The sequence below is a fragment of the Streptomyces ficellus genome, from assembly GCF_030406405.1.
GTDB classification, from domain to species: Bacteria; Actinomycetota; Actinomycetes; order Streptomycetales; family Streptomycetaceae; genus Streptomyces; species Streptomyces ficellus_B.
This window is the reverse complement of sequence record NZ_JAUEPL010000041.1, coordinates 32,063-47,202: the sequence shown is the minus strand read 5'-3', so window position 1 is coordinate 47,202 and position 15,140 is coordinate 32,063. Positions and strand designations below refer to the sequence as shown.

The following is a 15,140-nucleotide window of genomic DNA, read 5'->3' as shown; positions in this document are numbered from 1 at the left end:
ACGACGACACGCACGCGGGCCCTGCTCCCGGCCAAGCCGGCCGGGCCCGCCGCGGGGCTATGCGGGGTGCCGGGCGGCTGCGCGGGTGGGGCGGGGTGGCGGCGATGGCCGCCGCCTGCGGGCTGACCGCCGCGCTGACCCTGGTGCCGCTGTCCCGGGCGGACCTGGGCTCCTCCGCGATGTCCGGCGCGGGCAGCGCCCTGGGCGCCACGGCCGGCACGTGCCAGGACCCGGAGGCGTCCCTGCCGCCCTCCAGCGGCGACGGGCCGTCGATCGACGCCATCAAGGCGCGCGGCAAGCTCGTCGTCGGTGTCGACCAGAACAGCTACCGGTGGGGATACCGCGACCCCGCGACCGGCAGGCTGGAAGGTTTCGACATCGACCTCGCCCGGGCCATCGCCGAGGACATCCTGGGCAGCCGGGACGCGATCATCTTCCGCGCCGTCCCCACCAACCAGCGGATCGCCGCGCTGGAGAACGGGACCGTCGACCTGGTGGTCCGGACGATGACCATCAACTGCGCGCGGGCCGCACAAGTCGCTTTCTCCACCGCTTACTTCCAGGCCGGGCAGCAGGTGCTGGCACCGGAGGACTCCCCCGTCAAGGGGTACGACGCCTCCCTCAAGGGCAAGCGGGTCTGCTCGGCGGAGGGCTCGACGGCGTACGAGGCGCTGGAGAAGAACTCCTTCGGCGCCACGTTCAAGGACGAGCACGACGGCGAGGACGGCGACGAGGACATCCACACCGTGCCCAATCAGCTGGACTGCCTGGTGCGGCTCCAGATGGGCGAGGTGGACGCGGTGGTGACGGACAATGCCCTGGCGGCCGGCCAGGCGGCCCAGGACCCGGCGGTCGAGCTGAAGGGCAAGCCGTTCACCACCGAGTTCTACGGCGTCGCCGCCAAGCTCGGCAACGACGACCTGGTGCGGCGGGTCAACCAGGTGCTCGTCGAGTACCGCGCGGGCGCCTGGATGAGGGCGTACGACACCTGGCTGCGCCCCGTACTGCCCGGGATAACCGGGCCGCCGGCTCCGAAGTACCGGACCGGCTGAGCGTGGACCGGCTGAGCTTGTGACCTTGCGCGTACGAGTGGAGAGGTGATCGATGGGCGTCACGGGACCCCCTGGGCCGGTGATGGACCGGGACGAGGTGGACCGTGCGCTGGCGCGGCTCGGGGCGGAGCACAAGGCGGTCGAGGACTCGCTGCTCGCTCTGCAGGACCACGCGGGCCGCAGACTCCTCGAAGGCGCCGAGCTGACCGGCACGACCAAGGACCGCTGGGCCGCCACGGAGCACACGATCACCCTGCTGTGGACGTACTTCGACGCGTACACCCAGGCGCTGAACGAGGCCCGTGAGGTGCGCGGGCGGCGGCGCTGGCCGGGCCGCGAGGAACTGGTGGAGCTGACCGAGCGGCTGCGCGGCGAGAGCGTCACCGTCTCGGGCACGTCCTCGTCCCAGCTGGCCGAGCGGTTCACGCTGCGGCAGCTGGTGGACCGGATGAACGAGCTGTACGCGAGCTCCCTCGACATGGTGGTGACGGCGGACGCGGTGTGGTCCGCGCTGCCCGCGCGGATAGACCTGCTGGCGGCCGAGCTGAACCGCACCCGCTCGCTGGCGCACTCGGTCGGTGTACGGCCCGGGGAGCACCCGGCCGGTGACGACCTGGAGTCCATCACGCACGAGCTGACGGCGCTGCGGGCGCAGGTGGTGACCGACCCGCTGGCGTTCTGGCGGCCCGCCATGGGCAGTTCGGCGCCCGGCGGCGGGCGGCCCGACACCGACCGGTACGACCGGGCGGCCCGCGCCCTGGAGGACGTACGCCGGGAGATCGAGGCGGTGCTCCAGGTCCGGCAGGACTCGGAGGCCCGGCTGCTGCGGCTGCGGGACGTCCTGTCGCGCGCCGACCGGACGCTCGCCGAGGCGCGCGCGGCCCGGGGCGAGGTACTGGCGAAGATCGCCGCGTCCGAGGTGCCGGTGGTGAGCGGTCCGCCGACCGCCCTCCAGGAGCGGCTGGCGCTGGCCGCGGAGTACCGGCGGCACGCCCAGTGGCACCGGCTGTCGCCGCTGCTGGAGTCGCTGGAGCGGGAGGCCGAGGACGAACTCCTGCGGGCGCGCGAGCAGTTGACGGCGGTCACCGCGCCGCTCGCGGTGCGGGCCGAACTGCGCGGCCGGCTCGACGCGTACAAGGCCAAGGTCGCCCGGCACGGCATGGCGGAGGACCCGCTGCTGATCGAGCGGTACGACGCGGCGCGCCGGATGCTGTGGAGCGCGCCGTGCGACCTGCGCGTGGCGGAGCAGGCGGTGCTGCGCTACCAGCAGGCGGCCGCGGAGGCTCTGTCGGGGGCGGGGCCCGTGGACGGTAGGGGGAGTCGGTGAAGCTGTGCCAGCGGCCCGGTTGTGGGGGCTCGTACGAGGACATGGGCGGCGGGGAGCTGTACTGCGACACGTGCGGCCTGGCGCCGGTCGTCTCGCCGTCGGGGATGGTGTCGTCGCCGCCGACGGGCATCGCGGGCGGCGGCAAGGGCGGCTCGGGGAGCAGTTCGCGCTCGTCCCGCTCGTCGTCCCGGTCCTCCCGTTCGTCGCGGCGCTCCGTCTCCGGGCGGCTGTCGCGCTCGCTGCCGGGCGGCACGGGCGCGTCCCGGTCGGTGTCGGTGCGCAGTTCCGGCACGTCCACCGGCCCGTCGGGGCGGGGCAGGCTGGGTGCGGGGCTCGTGTCGATCCCGGCCGTGCCGCGGCCCGATCCGCGCTCGGTGGTGATGGAGAGGCCGGAGGTTCCGGAGCGGAAGCGATTCTGCTCCCGGTCGGACTGCGGGGCGCCGGTGGGGCGGGCGCGCGGAGACCGGCCGGGGCGTACGGAGGGCTTCTGCACCAAGTGCGGTCACCCGTACTCCTTCGTGCCGAAGCTGCGCGCGGGTGACATCGTGCACGGCCAGTACGAGGTGGCCGGGTGCCTGGCGCACGGCGGGCTGGGCTGGGTCTACCTCGCCGTGGACCGGGCGGTCTCCGACCGGTGGGTGGTCCTCAAGGGCCTGCTGGACACCGGGGACCAGGACGCGATGGCCGCGGCGATCTCCGAGCGGCGGTTCCTCGCGGAGATCGAGCACGCCAACATCGTCCGCATCTACAACTTCGTCGAACACCTCGACCAGCGCACCGGTTCGCTGGACGGGTACATCGTGATGGAGTACGTCGGCGGCAAGTCCCTCAAGGAGCTGGCCAACGAGCGGCGGGGCCCGGACGGCCGGCGCGATCCGCTGCCGGTCGAGCAGGCGTGCGCGTACGGCATCGAGGCGCTGGAGGCGCTCGGGCACCTGCACAGCCGGAACCTGCTGTACTGCGACTTCAAGGTCGACAACGCGATCCAGACCGAGGACCAGCTGAAGCTGATCGACATGGGCGCGGTGCGCCGGATGGACGACGACGAGTCGGCCATCTACGGCACGGTCGGCTACCAGGCGCCGGAGGTCGCGGAGGCCGGCCCGTCGGTCGCCTCCGACCTGTACACGGTGGCCCGGACGCTGGCGGTGCTGACGTTCGACTTCCAGGGCTACACCAACGTGTTCGTGGACTCGCTGCCGGACCCGGACAACATCGAGGTGTTCCGGACCTACGAGTCGTTCTACCGGCTGCTGGTGCGGGCGACGGACCCGGATCCTGCGCGGCGGTTCGCCTCCGCGCAGGAGATGGCCGAGCAACTGACGGGCGTGCTGCGCGAGGTGGTGGCGCTCCGGACGGGACGGCCACGCCCAGCCCTGTCGACGCTGTTCGGCCCCGAATCGCGCGTGACGGACACGGAGTTGTTCGCCGAGCCGGACGGCGATGTGTCAACGCTGGGCCCCCGCGCCATCCCGAAGGGCGCGGGGCTGTTCGGCCGACGGCGCGCCCGGACGGGAACCGGCGGGCAGGGTGGCGGGTCGACGCGGGCCGGTGGGACGGCCCGGGGCGGTGGGCCCGCGCCCGGGGCGTACGCAGCCGGCGTGGCCGTTCCAGGGGCTTACGCGGCCGGTGGGGCCGACCCCGGGGCGTACGGGGCCGGCGTGGCCGCGCCCGGGGCGTACGCGGCCGGTGGGGCTGACCCCGGGGCTTACGCACCCGCGCAGGGCGCCGTCCCCGGTCCGCGTAGCGAGGCCGTGGTCCCCGGCGCCCTCACGCCGCCGCTGCTCGCGGTGCTCGACGCCCGGGCCACCGCGCTGGCGCTGCCCGTGCCGCACGTGGATCCCGGCGACCCGAACGCCGGGTTCCTGGCCGGGCTCCTGGCCTCCGCGCCCGCCGAGCTGATCGCCGCCCTGCGCTCCGCGCCCGCGAGCTCCGTCGAGCTGCGGCTGCGCGAGCTGCGCGCCCGCCTCGACATGGGCGAACTCGCCTCGGCGGCCCGCGCGCTGGACACCCTGGAGGCCCAGCACCCTGACGACTGGCGGGTGGTCTGGTACCGGGGGATCACCGCCCTGGCGAGCGGCGACAACGAGAACGCCGCGCTGTCGTTCGACGCGGTCTACGACGCGTTCCCCGGCGAGCCGGCACCCAAGCTGGCGCTGGGGGTGTGCGCCGAGGTGCTGGGCCAGCTGGACAACGCCGCCGAGTACTACCGCCTGGTGTGGACGACCGACCCGGGCTATGTGAGCGCCGCGTTCGGCCTCGCGCGGGTCCAGCTCGCCGCCGGCGACCGGACCGGCGCGGTCCGCACGCTGGAGTCGGTACCCGAGGCGTCCGCCCACTACACGGCCGCGCGGGTCGCGGCCGTACGGGCCCGGCTGCGCCGCCGCTCCCCGCGGGACCCGCTGCTCGCCGACCTCACGGCGGCGGCCGGTCAGGTGGCCGCGCTGCGGCAGTCGGGGCTGGACGCGGTACGCCGCGAGCGGCTGACCACCGAGGTGCTGGGCAAGGCGCTCGACTGGGTACTCTCCGGTAGTCCCGGGGCGGGGACCACACGGACCCCGCTGCTGGACAGCGAACCGGACGAGCGCGGCCTGCGCCTCGGACTGGAACGCTCCTACCGGATGCTCGCCCGGCTCGCTCAGCGCGGCGAGGAGAGGATCGACATGGTGGAGCGGGCGAACCGCTTCCGCCCCCGGACATGGGTGTGATTGATGTCGCAGATGCACCAGCTGTCCGCCTGTCCCGGCTGCGAGGAGCCGCTGGAGTCGGGTGACCTGTTCTGTGGTGTGTGCGGGTACGACCTGTCGGCCGTACCGCCTCCGCCGCAGGACCGGCCCACCATCGCCGTGGGCTCCCCGGCGGGCGGTACGGCATGGCCCGCGGCGGGCGGCGGGCGACCGCCCATGGGTGAGCCCCCGGCCATTCGGTTCGACACCCCGGCCACGGACAGCGGCGACTTCGAACTCCCCGCGCCGGCCCCGGCGCCCGAGCCCGTACCCGAGCCTGATCCCGTACCCGCGTCCGGTCCCGTACCCGCGTCCGGTCCCGTACCCGCGTCCGGTCCCGGGCCCGCGTCCGGTCCCGGGCCCGTACCCGCGTCCCCGGAGCCGGCCGGGCAGGCGCCCCTGGGCGGAAGCGCGCCGGATCCCCGTGCCGGGGGTCTCACGCCGGCTCCGCCCGCCGGTACCCGGCTGTGCGTGGCGTGCCGGGCCGGGCGGGTGGACCCGGACGGGTACTGCGAGAACTGCGGGCACGCCCAGCCGCGCGAGCGCGACCACATGGAGGAGGAGCTCGGTTCCGTCGCGGCCGTCAGCGACCGCGGGCTGCGCCACCACCGTAACGAGGACGCGTTCGCGGTGTCCTCGACCGCCCTCCCGGACGGTTCGCCGGCCGTCGTCGCGATCGTGTGCGACGGGGTGTCGTCGGCGACCCGCCCCGACGAGGCGTCGGCGGCCGCCGCGGCCGCCGCCAACGAGTCGCTGCTGCGCGCGCTGCCGCGCGGTACGCACCCGCAGGCGGCGATGCACGAGGCGATCGTCGCGGCCGCCGCGGCGGTCAACGCCCTCGCGGACGACGACGGCCAGGGCGCGACGGACCACGACCCGCACCACCAGCCTCACCGCAACGCCCCGGCCTGCACGCTGGTCGGCGCGGTCGTCGCCGGTGGCCTGCTGGTCGTCGGCTGGGTCGGCGACAGCCGCGCCTACTGGGTGCCCGACGACCGCGGCGCCCCGCCGGCCCGGCTCACCGAGGACGACTCGTGGGCCGCGCAGATGGTGGCGGCGGGCCTGATGAACGAGGCCGAGGCGTACGCGGACGAGCGCGCGCACGCGATCACGGGCTGGCTGGGAGCCGACGCGTACGAACTGGACCCGCACACCGCCGCGTTCAAGCCGGACCGGCCCGGTGTCGTCGTGGTGTGCACGGACGGGCTGTGGAACTACGCGGAGGGCGCACGGGACATGGCGCGGGTCGTGCCGCCCGACGCCGCCGACCGGCCCCTGCACAGTGCCCAGGTCCTGGTCGGACACGCCCTCGACGGTGGCGGCCACGACAACGTAACAGTGGCCGTGCTCCCGTTCGCCATGGCGCCCGAAGGGGCAGTATCGGCCTGACCGTTTCGCCCGCGACGTACGGAGTGTGAGATGGCGAACTTCTCCAAGTCGAACGTGCCGCGGTTCTCGGTGGAGGTGTACCAGAACGAGTACCTGCCGGAGGGCGGGCGCGAGGTCAACGCCATCGTCACGGTCACGTCGACGGGCGGGGGCACCACCGGAGGAGTGCCGCTCGCCGGAGCGTCCCTCTCCCCTTCGTCCATACCGGGCCGGGCACCCACCGCCGCCGTTGTGATCATGGTGGACTGCTCCGGCTCGATGGACTATCCGCCGACGAAGATGCGCAACGCGCGTGACGCCACGGCCGCCGCGATCGACACCCTGCGCGACGGCGTCGCCTTCGCGGTGGTGGCCGGCACGCACGTCGCGGCCGAGGTGTATCCGGGAGGCGGCCGGCTGGCCATCGCCGACGCGCGGACCCGCGCGCAGGCCAAGGACGCGCTGCGCCGGCTGAGCGCGGGCGGCGGCACCGCGATCGGTACGTGGCTGAGGCTCACCGACCGGCTGCTGAACTCCGCCGGTGTACCGATCCGGCACGGCATCCTGCTCACCGACGGCCGCAACGAGCACGAGGCGCCGGAGGACCTGCGGGCCGCGCTCGACGCCTGCGCGGGCCGTTTCACCTGCGACGCCCGCGGGGTGGGCACCGACTGGGAGGTCAAGGAGGTCACCGCTGTCGCCTCGGCACTGCTCGGTACGGCCGACATCGTCGCCGATCCGGCCGGCCTGGCCGCGGACTTCACGCGGATGATGGAGAACGCGATGGGCAAGGAGGTCGCAGACGTCGCGCTGCGGCTGTGGACGCCGGTCGGGGCGGAGATCGTCTTCGTCAAGCAGGTGGCGCCGGCGGTGGAGGAGCTGACGGACCGGCGTACGGAGGCGGGGCCGCGCGCCGGGGACTACCCGACCGGCTCCTGGGGCGACGAGTCCCGCGACTACCACGTGTGCGTACGGGTGCCGCAGGCCGGCATCGGGCAGGAGATGCTGGCGGCGCGGGTCTCGCTGATCCTGCCGGACCCGGCGGGCGGCACGGCCGGGCCGCCGGCGCAGGGTCTGGTACGGGCGGTGTGGACCGAGGACATGGCGGCCTCCACGTCCATCAACCCGCAGGTCGCGCACTACACGGGACAGGCCGAACTGGCACACGTCATCCAACAGGGGCTCGATGCCCGCAAGTCGGGCGACTTCGATGGCGCGACCGCGAAACTGGGCCGCGCGGTCCAGCTCGCGGCCGCCTCCGGGAACGCGGATACGGCGAAACTGCTTTCGAAGGTGGTGGATGTCGTCGACGCGGCGACCGGTACTGTGCGACTGAAGGCGAAGGTCGCGGAGGCGGATGAGATGACGCTTGAGACGCGCTCCACCAAGACCGTTCGCGTGAAGAAATAGGTCACGAGACACGACTTGCTCGGCCCGCGGGCCGGATGAGGAGAGGGGGAAGCGCCGACATGCCGACCTGCCCGAACGGACACCAGTCGGGTTCCGACGACTGGTGCGAGGTCTGCGGCCATCGCATGGCCGGGGCGGGCGCGCCTGCGGGTGCCGTTCCGCCGCCCCCTCCCCCACCGCCGCCCCCGCCGCCGTCCGCGTACGGCTACCCGGGCCCGGGCCCCGGTGGCGATCCGAACGCCACCGCCCAGGCGGAGCTGTGCCCGCAGTGCCGCACCCCGCGCGAGGCGATGGCGCCGTTCTGCGAGGAGTGCCGGTGGAACTTCCTCACCAACACGGCGACCTCGTACACCCCGGTCGCGCCGCCCCCGGCCCGTCCCGGTGGCGGTCCCGGCGGCCCCGGTGGTCCCGCCGGTCCGCCGCCCGGGCTGAACCTGCCGCCCGGCTTCCGGTCCCAGCCGGCCCCTCCGGACCCGTACGAGTACCAGGGCTCCCGGCCGTCGCAGGTGAACCGCCCGGCCGAGCCGTTCGCCCCCGAGCCGTTCGCCCCCGAGCGGCCCGCGTCCCAGGGACCGCCACAGGGACCGCCACAGGGACCGCCGCCTCCGCCGCCGGTTCCGCAGGCGTTCCAGCAGCCGGGTCCGCCACCCCCGCCGCGGTCCCGGCCGGCCGACGACGGTGACGACTGGGTGCTGCCGCCGCCCTCGCCGCCGCAGGCCCCGCAGGCTCCGCAGACTCCCGGCCCTCAGCGGCCGGCGCCCCCCGCGCCGCCCGAGGGACCGGGACCGCAGGCACCTCACCAGCCGCAGCCCCACCAGCCCCAGCCCCAGCCCCACCAGGCGCATGGCCAGGGCCACCAGCCGCAGCCCCAGCCGCCGCAGCCGCAGCCACCGCACGCCTCCCAGCCGCCGCAGTACCAGCCGCCCGCGGGCTGGACGGCCGTCATCGCGCCCGACCGTGAGTACTTCATGGCGATGATGCAGCGCAGCGGTCCCGAGGCCGCGGGCCTGAACCTGCCCGCGTACTCCCCCGAGCAGCGCCTGTCGCTGTCCGGCAGCCAGGTCAGCATCGGGCGCCGGCGGCACTCCACGGGGGAGTCGCCCGACATCGACCTGTCCGTACCGCCGGAGGACCCGGGCGTCTCGCACCAGCACGCCGTCCTGGTCCAGCAGCCGGACGGCTCGTGGGCCGTCGTCGACCAGAACTCCACCAACGGCACCACGCTCAACGGCGCCGAGGACCCGATCCAGCCCTACGTCCCCGTGCCGCTCAAGGACGGCGACCGGGTCCACGTGGGCGCCTGGACGACGATCACGATCCGCCGCGGCTAGCCCGGCGTACCGAGGGGCCAGCTGTAGGGCCCCTCGGGGTCGTCCAGCCAGGCCCACTGGTGTCCGCCGCTGACCGTCACGCCGAACCTCTCCCGGTCCGGCTGCCCTTCCCGTTGCCAGAGCGAGTACGCCTCCTGCGGGTCCAGGCGGCCCGCGGTGAGCGTCAGCAGGAAGCGGAACAGGTCGTTCTCGGCCGCGCGGCGGGGCAGTCCGCCCGTGTGCACCGCGGGCGGGGACGCGCTGCCGCCACGCAGCGGCACGAAGTAGGCGGAGGTGTGCAGGAACCGTCCCTCGGCGTGGTCGGCGTCCCGTACCCGTAGCCGGATCAGTCCGGTGGACAGCGGGGCCAGGACGCGTGCGCCCGGCCGGCACTGCGACAGCCACGCGGGCGGTACGGACGGCACGGCGCACGTCGCGATGATCGCGTCGAACGGCGCCCGCTGCGGGCAGCCGCGCGCCCCGTCGCCGGTGATCACGACGGGGTGGTAACCGGCCGCCGCCAGATGGGCCCTGGCCGCCTCCGTGATGTCCTCGTCGAGGTCGACGGTCGTCACCCGCTCGTCGCCCAGCCGGTGTGCCAGGAGCGCCGCGTTGTACCCGGTGCCGGCACCGATCTCCAGCACGGTGTCCCCGTCCCTGAGCTCCAGCGCGTGCAGCATCGCGGCCATCAGGGACGGCTGGCTCGCCGACGAGACGAGTTCCCCGTCCCGTACGCGCGTGGCGAGCGGCCGGTCCAGGTACGCGCCCTCCAGCCAGCGCCGCCGCCGGTCCGGATCGGGGTCCTCGCACCACAGCCGCTCGTATCCGCCGATGACGCCGATGTAGTAGTACGGCACGAACAGGTGCCGCGGCACTTCCTCGAACGCCGCCCGCCAGGCCGGGTCCGCCAGATCCCCGGCCGCGGCGATCTGCCGCACCAGCGCGCGCCGCGCCTCGGCGGCGGGTCCGGCGAACGGATCCTCGTGGTGTGTGCGCATGCCTCCACTGTGCTGCCCAACGGGGCCGGGTGGCGAGTAGCACGGCGGGCTGCCAAGGCCGAGTCCTGGAGCGTGACCCAGGGCGTGGCCTAGGCCCCGGGTCCTCGGCCGGTGCGTCTGAGACGATGGAGTCGTGAATGAGATCCCGCGTGGCACGCTTCAGGAGCAGACCTTCTACGAGCAGGTCGGCGGCGAGGCTACCTTCCGGCGCCTCGTCCACCGTTTCTACGAGGGGGTAGCCGAGGACCCGCTCCTGCGGCCCATGTATCCCGAGGAGGACCTGGGCCCGGCCGAGGAGCGGCTGGTGCTGTTCCTGATGCAGTACTGGGGCGGCCCGCGCACCTACAGCGACAACCGGGGCCACCCCCGGCTCCGCATGCGCCACGCGCCCTTCACCGTCGACAGGGCGGCGCACGACGCCTGGCTGAAGCACATGCGGGCAGCGGTCGACGAGCTGGGCCTGTCCGAGGAGCACGAGCGGACGCTCTGGAACTACCTGACGTACGCCGCCGCGTCGATGGTCAACACCCCGGACTGACCTTAGCCCGGGTCCGCGTGCCGGACCGGGGTGACGGTCAGGCCGCCGAGACCCCGCACCCGGACGGCGATCGACCCGTACGGCGTGCGCAGCCGCAGCCACGAGCCTGCGCCGAGCAGCGCCACCGGCACGTCGTGGGAGGGCAGGAAGCCCAGGGACTGCGCGGCGTGGACGGCACGCAGCGGCAGGCCGGTGGAGCCGACCGTCCGGGACCAGATCTCGCGGCCGATCCGGTCGCGCTCCGCGCGCGTGCGGTGCTCGGCCGGCAACCGCGCGTCCCGCTCCCGGAATTCGGCCACCGCCGCGGCCACCGCCCCGCGCAGCCCCGCCGCGTCGGGGAGCCCGGGGACCTCGTGCCAGCCGCCGCGCGGGGGCAGGACGCCGGCCCAGGGCGGCCCGGTGACGGGGGCGGGCACGATCGCCTTGCCCGCCGACTCCTCGATACCGTCCAGGAGTTGACCGGCCGAGACGGTGACGTCCAGCGGCGCGTCGTCCAGCAGCGCGGCCGTGCGGATGGCCAGCACCTCGAAGGACGGTGGCCGCCCGAAAACGGCCAGGGCCCCGCCACCCGCCTGGAGGCGGACGGCGGCGGCCCGGTCGTAGTGGATGAGCCGGGCCAGGAAGGCGGCGAGGTCGGCCGCCTCCCTGGCGTCGGCGAAGTGCAGCGGCGGCGTCATGCGGCCGTCGGCTCACCGTGCATGCCGTCGTCCACGTACTCCTCCAGGAACGACCGCTCCTCCGCGGTGATGCGGCGCGGCCGCTGCGCCTCCAGGTCGAAGGGCACGACGACCGTCGAGGCGCGCACGTAGACCTGATCGGGGTCCTTGATCTCGTACGCGATCGTCAGCGACGCCGCGCCGATCTTGGTGACCCACGACTCGATGGTCACCGGCTCGTGCCGGTGGACCAGCGGCCGTACGTAGTCGATCTCGTGCCGGGCCACGACCGACCCGCCGGAGAACGACGGTGAGCCGTTCCCCGGCGCCAGCCGGAACATGAAGTCGATCCGCGCCTCCTCCAGATAGCGGAGGAAGACGACGTTGTTGACGTGCCCGAAGGCGTCCATGTCCGACCAGCGCAGGGGACAGCTGTAGATGTGACGAGCCACTGCCGTTGCCTCAGCCCCGCGTCAGCTTCTTGTACGTGGCGCGGTGCGGACGGGCCGCGTCCGGGCCGAGGCGCTCGACCTTGTTCTTCTCGTACGCCTCGAAGTTGCCCTCGAACCAGAACCACTTGGAGTCACCCTCGTACGCCAGGATGTGCGTGGCGACCCGGTCGAGGAACCAGCGGTCGTGGGAGACGACCACGGCCGCGCCGGGGAACTCCAGCAGCGCGTTCTCCAGCGAGGACAGCGTCTCGACGTCGAGGTCGTTGGTCGGCTCGTCGAGGAGCAGCAGGTTGCCGCCCTGCTTGAGGGTGAGCGCCAGGTTGAGGCGGTTGCGCTCACCGCCGGACAGCACGCCGGCCGGCTTCTGCTGGTCCGGGCCCTTGAAGCCGAACGCGGAGACGTACGCCCGCGACGGCATCTCGACCTGGCCGACGTTGATGTAGTCCAGCTCGTCGGAGACGACGGCCCACAGCGTCTTCTTCGGGTCGATGTTGGCGCGGCTCTGGTCGACGTAGCTGATCTTGACGGTCTCGCCGACCTTGATCGTGCCGGAGTCGGGCTCCTCCAGCCCCTGGATCATCTTGAACAGCGTGGTCTTGCCGGCGCCGTTCGGGCCGATGACACCGACGATGCCGTTGCGCGGCAGCGAGAAGCTCAGGTCCTCGATGAGGACCTTCTCGCCGAACGCCTTGTGGAGGTTCTCGACCTCCACCACGACGCTGCCCAGGCGCGGGCCCGGCGGGATCTGGATCTCCTCGAAGTCCAGCTTCCGCATCTTGTCGGCCTCGGCGGCCATCTCCTCGTACCGGGCGAGACGGGCCTTGGACTTGGCCTGCCGTCCCTTGGCGTTGGAGCGGACCCACTCCAGCTCTTCCTTGAGCCGCTTGGCGCGCTTGGCGTCCTTCTGGCCCTCGACCTTGAGACGGGCCTGCTTGGTCTCCAGGTACTTGGAGTAGTTGCCCTCGTAGGGGTAGGCGCGGCCGCGGTCGAGTTCGAGGATCCACTCGGCGACGTTGTCGAGGAAGTACCGGTCGTGGGTGATGGCGACGACGGTGCCGGCGTACTTGGCGAGGTGCTGCTCCAGCCACTGCACGGACTCGGCGTCCAGGTGGTTGGTGGGCTCGTCCAGCAGCAGCAGGTCGGGGGCCTCCAGCAGCAGCTTGCAGAGCGCGACGCGGCGCTTCTCGCCACCCGAGAGGTTGGTGACCGGCCAGTCGCCGGGCGGGCAGCCGAGCGCGTCCATGGCCTGCTCGAGCTGGGCGTCCAGGTCCCACGCGTTGGCGTGGTCCAGCTGCTCCTGGAGCTTGCCCATCTCCTCCATGAGCTCGTCGGTGTAGTTGGTCGCCATCTCCTCGGCGATCGCGTTGAACCGGTCGAGCTTCCCCTTGATCTCGGCGACGCCCTCCTGGACGTTCTCCAGGACCGTCTTCTCCTCGTTCAGCGGCGGCTCCTGGAGCAGGATGCCGACCGTGTACCCGGGAGACAGGAACGCGTCACCGTTGGACGGCTGCTCCAGACCGGCCATGATCTTCAGGACGGTGGACTTACCGGCGCCGTTCGGGCCGACCACACCGATCTTCGCGCCGGGCAGGAAGCTCAGCGTCACGTCATCGAGGATGACCTTGTCGCCGTGCGCCTTGCGCGTCTTGCGCATCGTGTAGATGTACTCAGCCAAGAGAAACCGTCCGGCAATCCGAGAGTGGGCAGATACACCCCATCTTGCCTGACGTCCATCCCCCGATGGAAACCAGTACCGCGGGGCCTGCTAAGGCAGCGGCCCCGGCCGCGCGTCCGCGCGCCTGCCGGGGCCTGAATCGTGTGCGCACCGCCGCGGTGCGGTCACTCTCCGGCGCCGGGTGACTCCTTCTTGCGGAGGAGGAAGACGGCCGCCCCGCCGAGCACCACCATCGTCAGGGCTATGCCCGCGATCATGGGTGTGGCGCCGGACGCGCCGGTCTCGGCGAGGTCTTCGCCGCCGTCGAGCGCGCCGTCGAGCGCGCCCGTACCGGCCGAGGCGCCGCCGGCCGAGAGGGGGCTGGGCTGCGAGCCCTGCTGCCCGGTCACGGTGGTGGCCGTGCTGCCGGTGGTCTTGCAGTCGAGGATGCCCTTGAAGGTCTTCCGGAAGCCGCCGGGCCCGGTGATGGTGAAGTCGTATGCCTGGTCTTCGGCGACCGGGATGGTCACCGTCCGCGTCTCGCCGGCCCGGATGGCGTGCCGCAAGCCCGTGAGCTCGAAGCTGAACGCGGCGTCGCCCTGGTTGGTGGCGGTGACGTCCACGCCGCTCTTGGCGCAGTTCTTCTTCGCGGAGAGCGCCGGTATGGCGCCCGTGGTGGCCCAGGTGGCGGTGGCCGTCGCGGAGACGGTCGACTCGCTGGACCCGGCGAGGATCTGCGTCTGGCTCTTGGTGACCCCGGCGAAGGCCCGGCCCACCGGCACGGAGGTGGTGGCCTGCACGGTGAGGGCGGCGGAGCCGTCGGCGGCCTTGGCGGGCACCTCGACGTACAGCCGACTGCCGTCAGCCGCCGAGGTGACCGGCTTGCCGTCCTCGCCGGTGACCTTGATGCCACTGGTGGCCGCGTCGGCGGGCGGGGCGACCGTGACCCGGTCGGCGTCGGTGCGTACGGTGACCGGGCCGATCCGGGTTCCGGCCGGTCCGGAGACGGCGCTCGGCTCCAGGCTCAGTGACGCCTTGGGCTCCGCGACGTTCTCGGCCGCCTTCTCCAGCCAGTCGGCCAGCTTCTCGGCCGCCGGGTCCAGCGCCTGGACCTGCGCGTCGTCGGAGTACCGCCAGATGGCGACCTGGGTGCCGGCGGCCGCGGTCTCCCTGGTGAGCGGCCCCGCCCCGGCATCATGAGCCAGTCCCACCAGATCGTCGACCTGCGGGTAGGAGTGCTGGAGGATCCAGCGGATCCTGCCCGCGTCCTTGTTCCCGCCGAGGGAGGTCTGGTCCCAGGAGGTCTCCAGGTACCGGGCCTTCTCCTGGGTGGGGTTGTGGAGATCGACGCAGTAGGTCTTCAGAGTCCCGCCGCCGTCGACGGTCATCTCGAACAGTCCGGCGGGGATCTCCCGCTTCTCACCGTCGACACGGAGTACGGCGCGGTCGTAGGTGGTCAGCCCGTTGAGGGTGGCGGCGGCACCGCCCTGGTGCTGTGGAGCCTCGTCGGCCGCGGCGGCGGACGCGCCGGCTATGAATCCGGTGGCGACCAGCCCGGAGGTCACGACCGCGGCGACGAGACGGGCGGGACGCCTTCTCCGCCTTCGTACAGAAAACGCAGCAAACACCGAATTCCCCTCCGGGCGAGA

General features: G+C 73.3%; 12 protein-coding genes. 7 read left to right on the top strand and 5 right to left on the bottom strand.

The features are described 5' to 3' along the window. Positions 1-59: 59 nt before the first annotated feature. From QWM81_RS23480 to QWM81_RS23455, 6 genes are read left to right on the top strand one after another with little or no spacing between them, the layout of a single operon-like run. Entirely contained in the window at positions 60-1,052 is a 993-nt protein-coding gene (locus QWM81_RS23480; RefSeq protein WP_290114320.1) for a glutamate ABC transporter substrate-binding protein, read from the top strand. Positions 1,053-1,104: 52 nt separating this feature from the next. Next, on the top strand, positions 1,105-2,379 hold the full coding sequence (locus QWM81_RS23475; protein ID WP_290114307.1) for a coiled-coil domain-containing protein: 1,275 nt from the start codon (positions 1,105-1,107) through the stop codon (positions 2,377-2,379). Between the two features lie 41 nt (positions 2,380-2,420). After that, positions 2,421-5,087 carry a serine/threonine-protein kinase gene (locus tag QWM81_RS23470; protein WP_290114319.1) on the top strand — a complete coding sequence of 889 codons (2,667 nt, stop codon included), beginning with the start codon at positions 2,421-2,423 and terminating at the stop codon, positions 5,085-5,087. A 3-nt stretch (positions 5,088-5,090) separates the two neighbouring features. Next, on the top strand, positions 5,091-6,494 hold the full coding sequence (locus tag QWM81_RS23465) for a PP2C family protein-serine/threonine phosphatase (protein ID WP_290114306.1): 1,404 nt from the start codon (positions 5,091-5,093) through the stop codon (positions 6,492-6,494). 30 nt (positions 6,495-6,524) lie between these two features. Next, positions 6,525-7,883, top strand: a complete 1,359-nt coding sequence (locus QWM81_RS23460) for a vWA domain-containing protein (RefSeq protein WP_290114305.1) — start codon at positions 6,525-6,527, stop codon at positions 7,881-7,883. Positions 7,884-7,942: 59 nt separating this feature from the next. Beyond that, entirely contained in the window at positions 7,943-9,214 is a 1,272-nt protein-coding gene (locus tag QWM81_RS23455; protein ID WP_290114304.1) for an FHA domain-containing protein, read from the top strand. On the opposite strand, the gene QWM81_RS23450 is transcribed toward QWM81_RS23455, so the two are convergent. Further along, entirely contained in the window at positions 9,211-10,191 is a 981-nt protein-coding gene (locus QWM81_RS23450) for a methyltransferase domain-containing protein (RefSeq protein ID WP_290114303.1), read from the bottom strand. The two genes, QWM81_RS23455 and QWM81_RS23450, sit on opposite strands and share 4 nt — an antisense overlap. 133 nt (positions 10,192-10,324) lie before the next feature. Here QWM81_RS23450 and QWM81_RS23445 point away from each other — a divergent pair, with 133 nt between their 5' ends. Beyond that, positions 10,325-10,729 (top strand): globin, encoded by a 405-nt coding sequence (locus QWM81_RS23445; protein WP_290114302.1) that lies wholly within the window; start codon positions 10,325-10,327, stop codon positions 10,727-10,729. Positions 10,730-10,731: 2 nt separating this feature from the next. Here the strand turns inward: QWM81_RS23445 and QWM81_RS23440 are convergent, their stop codons facing one another. The 4 genes from QWM81_RS23440 to QWM81_RS23425 all read right to left on the bottom strand — a co-directional run bounded on the left by QWM81_RS23440 (position 10,732) and on the right by QWM81_RS23425 (position 15,119). Then, positions 10,732-11,406: a DUF8010 domain-containing protein gene (locus QWM81_RS23440; protein ID WP_290114301.1), complete on the bottom strand. Its 675-nt coding sequence runs from the start codon at positions 11,404-11,406 to the stop codon at positions 10,732-10,734. Next, positions 11,403-11,837, bottom strand: coding sequence for an acyl-CoA thioesterase (locus tag QWM81_RS23435; RefSeq protein ID WP_290114300.1), 435 nt, complete (start codon positions 11,835-11,837; stop codon positions 11,403-11,405). Before QWM81_RS23435 ends, QWM81_RS23440 begins: the two co-directional genes overlap by 4 nt. 10 nt (positions 11,838-11,847) lie before the next feature. After that, the gene (gene ettA / locus QWM81_RS23430; RefSeq protein WP_290114299.1) at positions 11,848-13,512 is read right to left on the bottom strand and encodes an energy-dependent translational throttle protein EttA; all 1,665 of its coding nucleotides are present in this window, start codon (positions 13,510-13,512) and stop codon (positions 11,848-11,850) included. A gap of 164 nt (positions 13,513-13,676) precedes the next feature. Continuing rightward, on the bottom strand, positions 13,677-15,119 hold the full coding sequence (locus QWM81_RS23425) for a Cys-Gln thioester bond-forming surface protein (RefSeq protein WP_290114298.1): 1,443 nt from the start codon (positions 15,117-15,119) through the stop codon (positions 13,677-13,679). Positions 15,120-15,140: the final 21 nt, after the last annotated feature.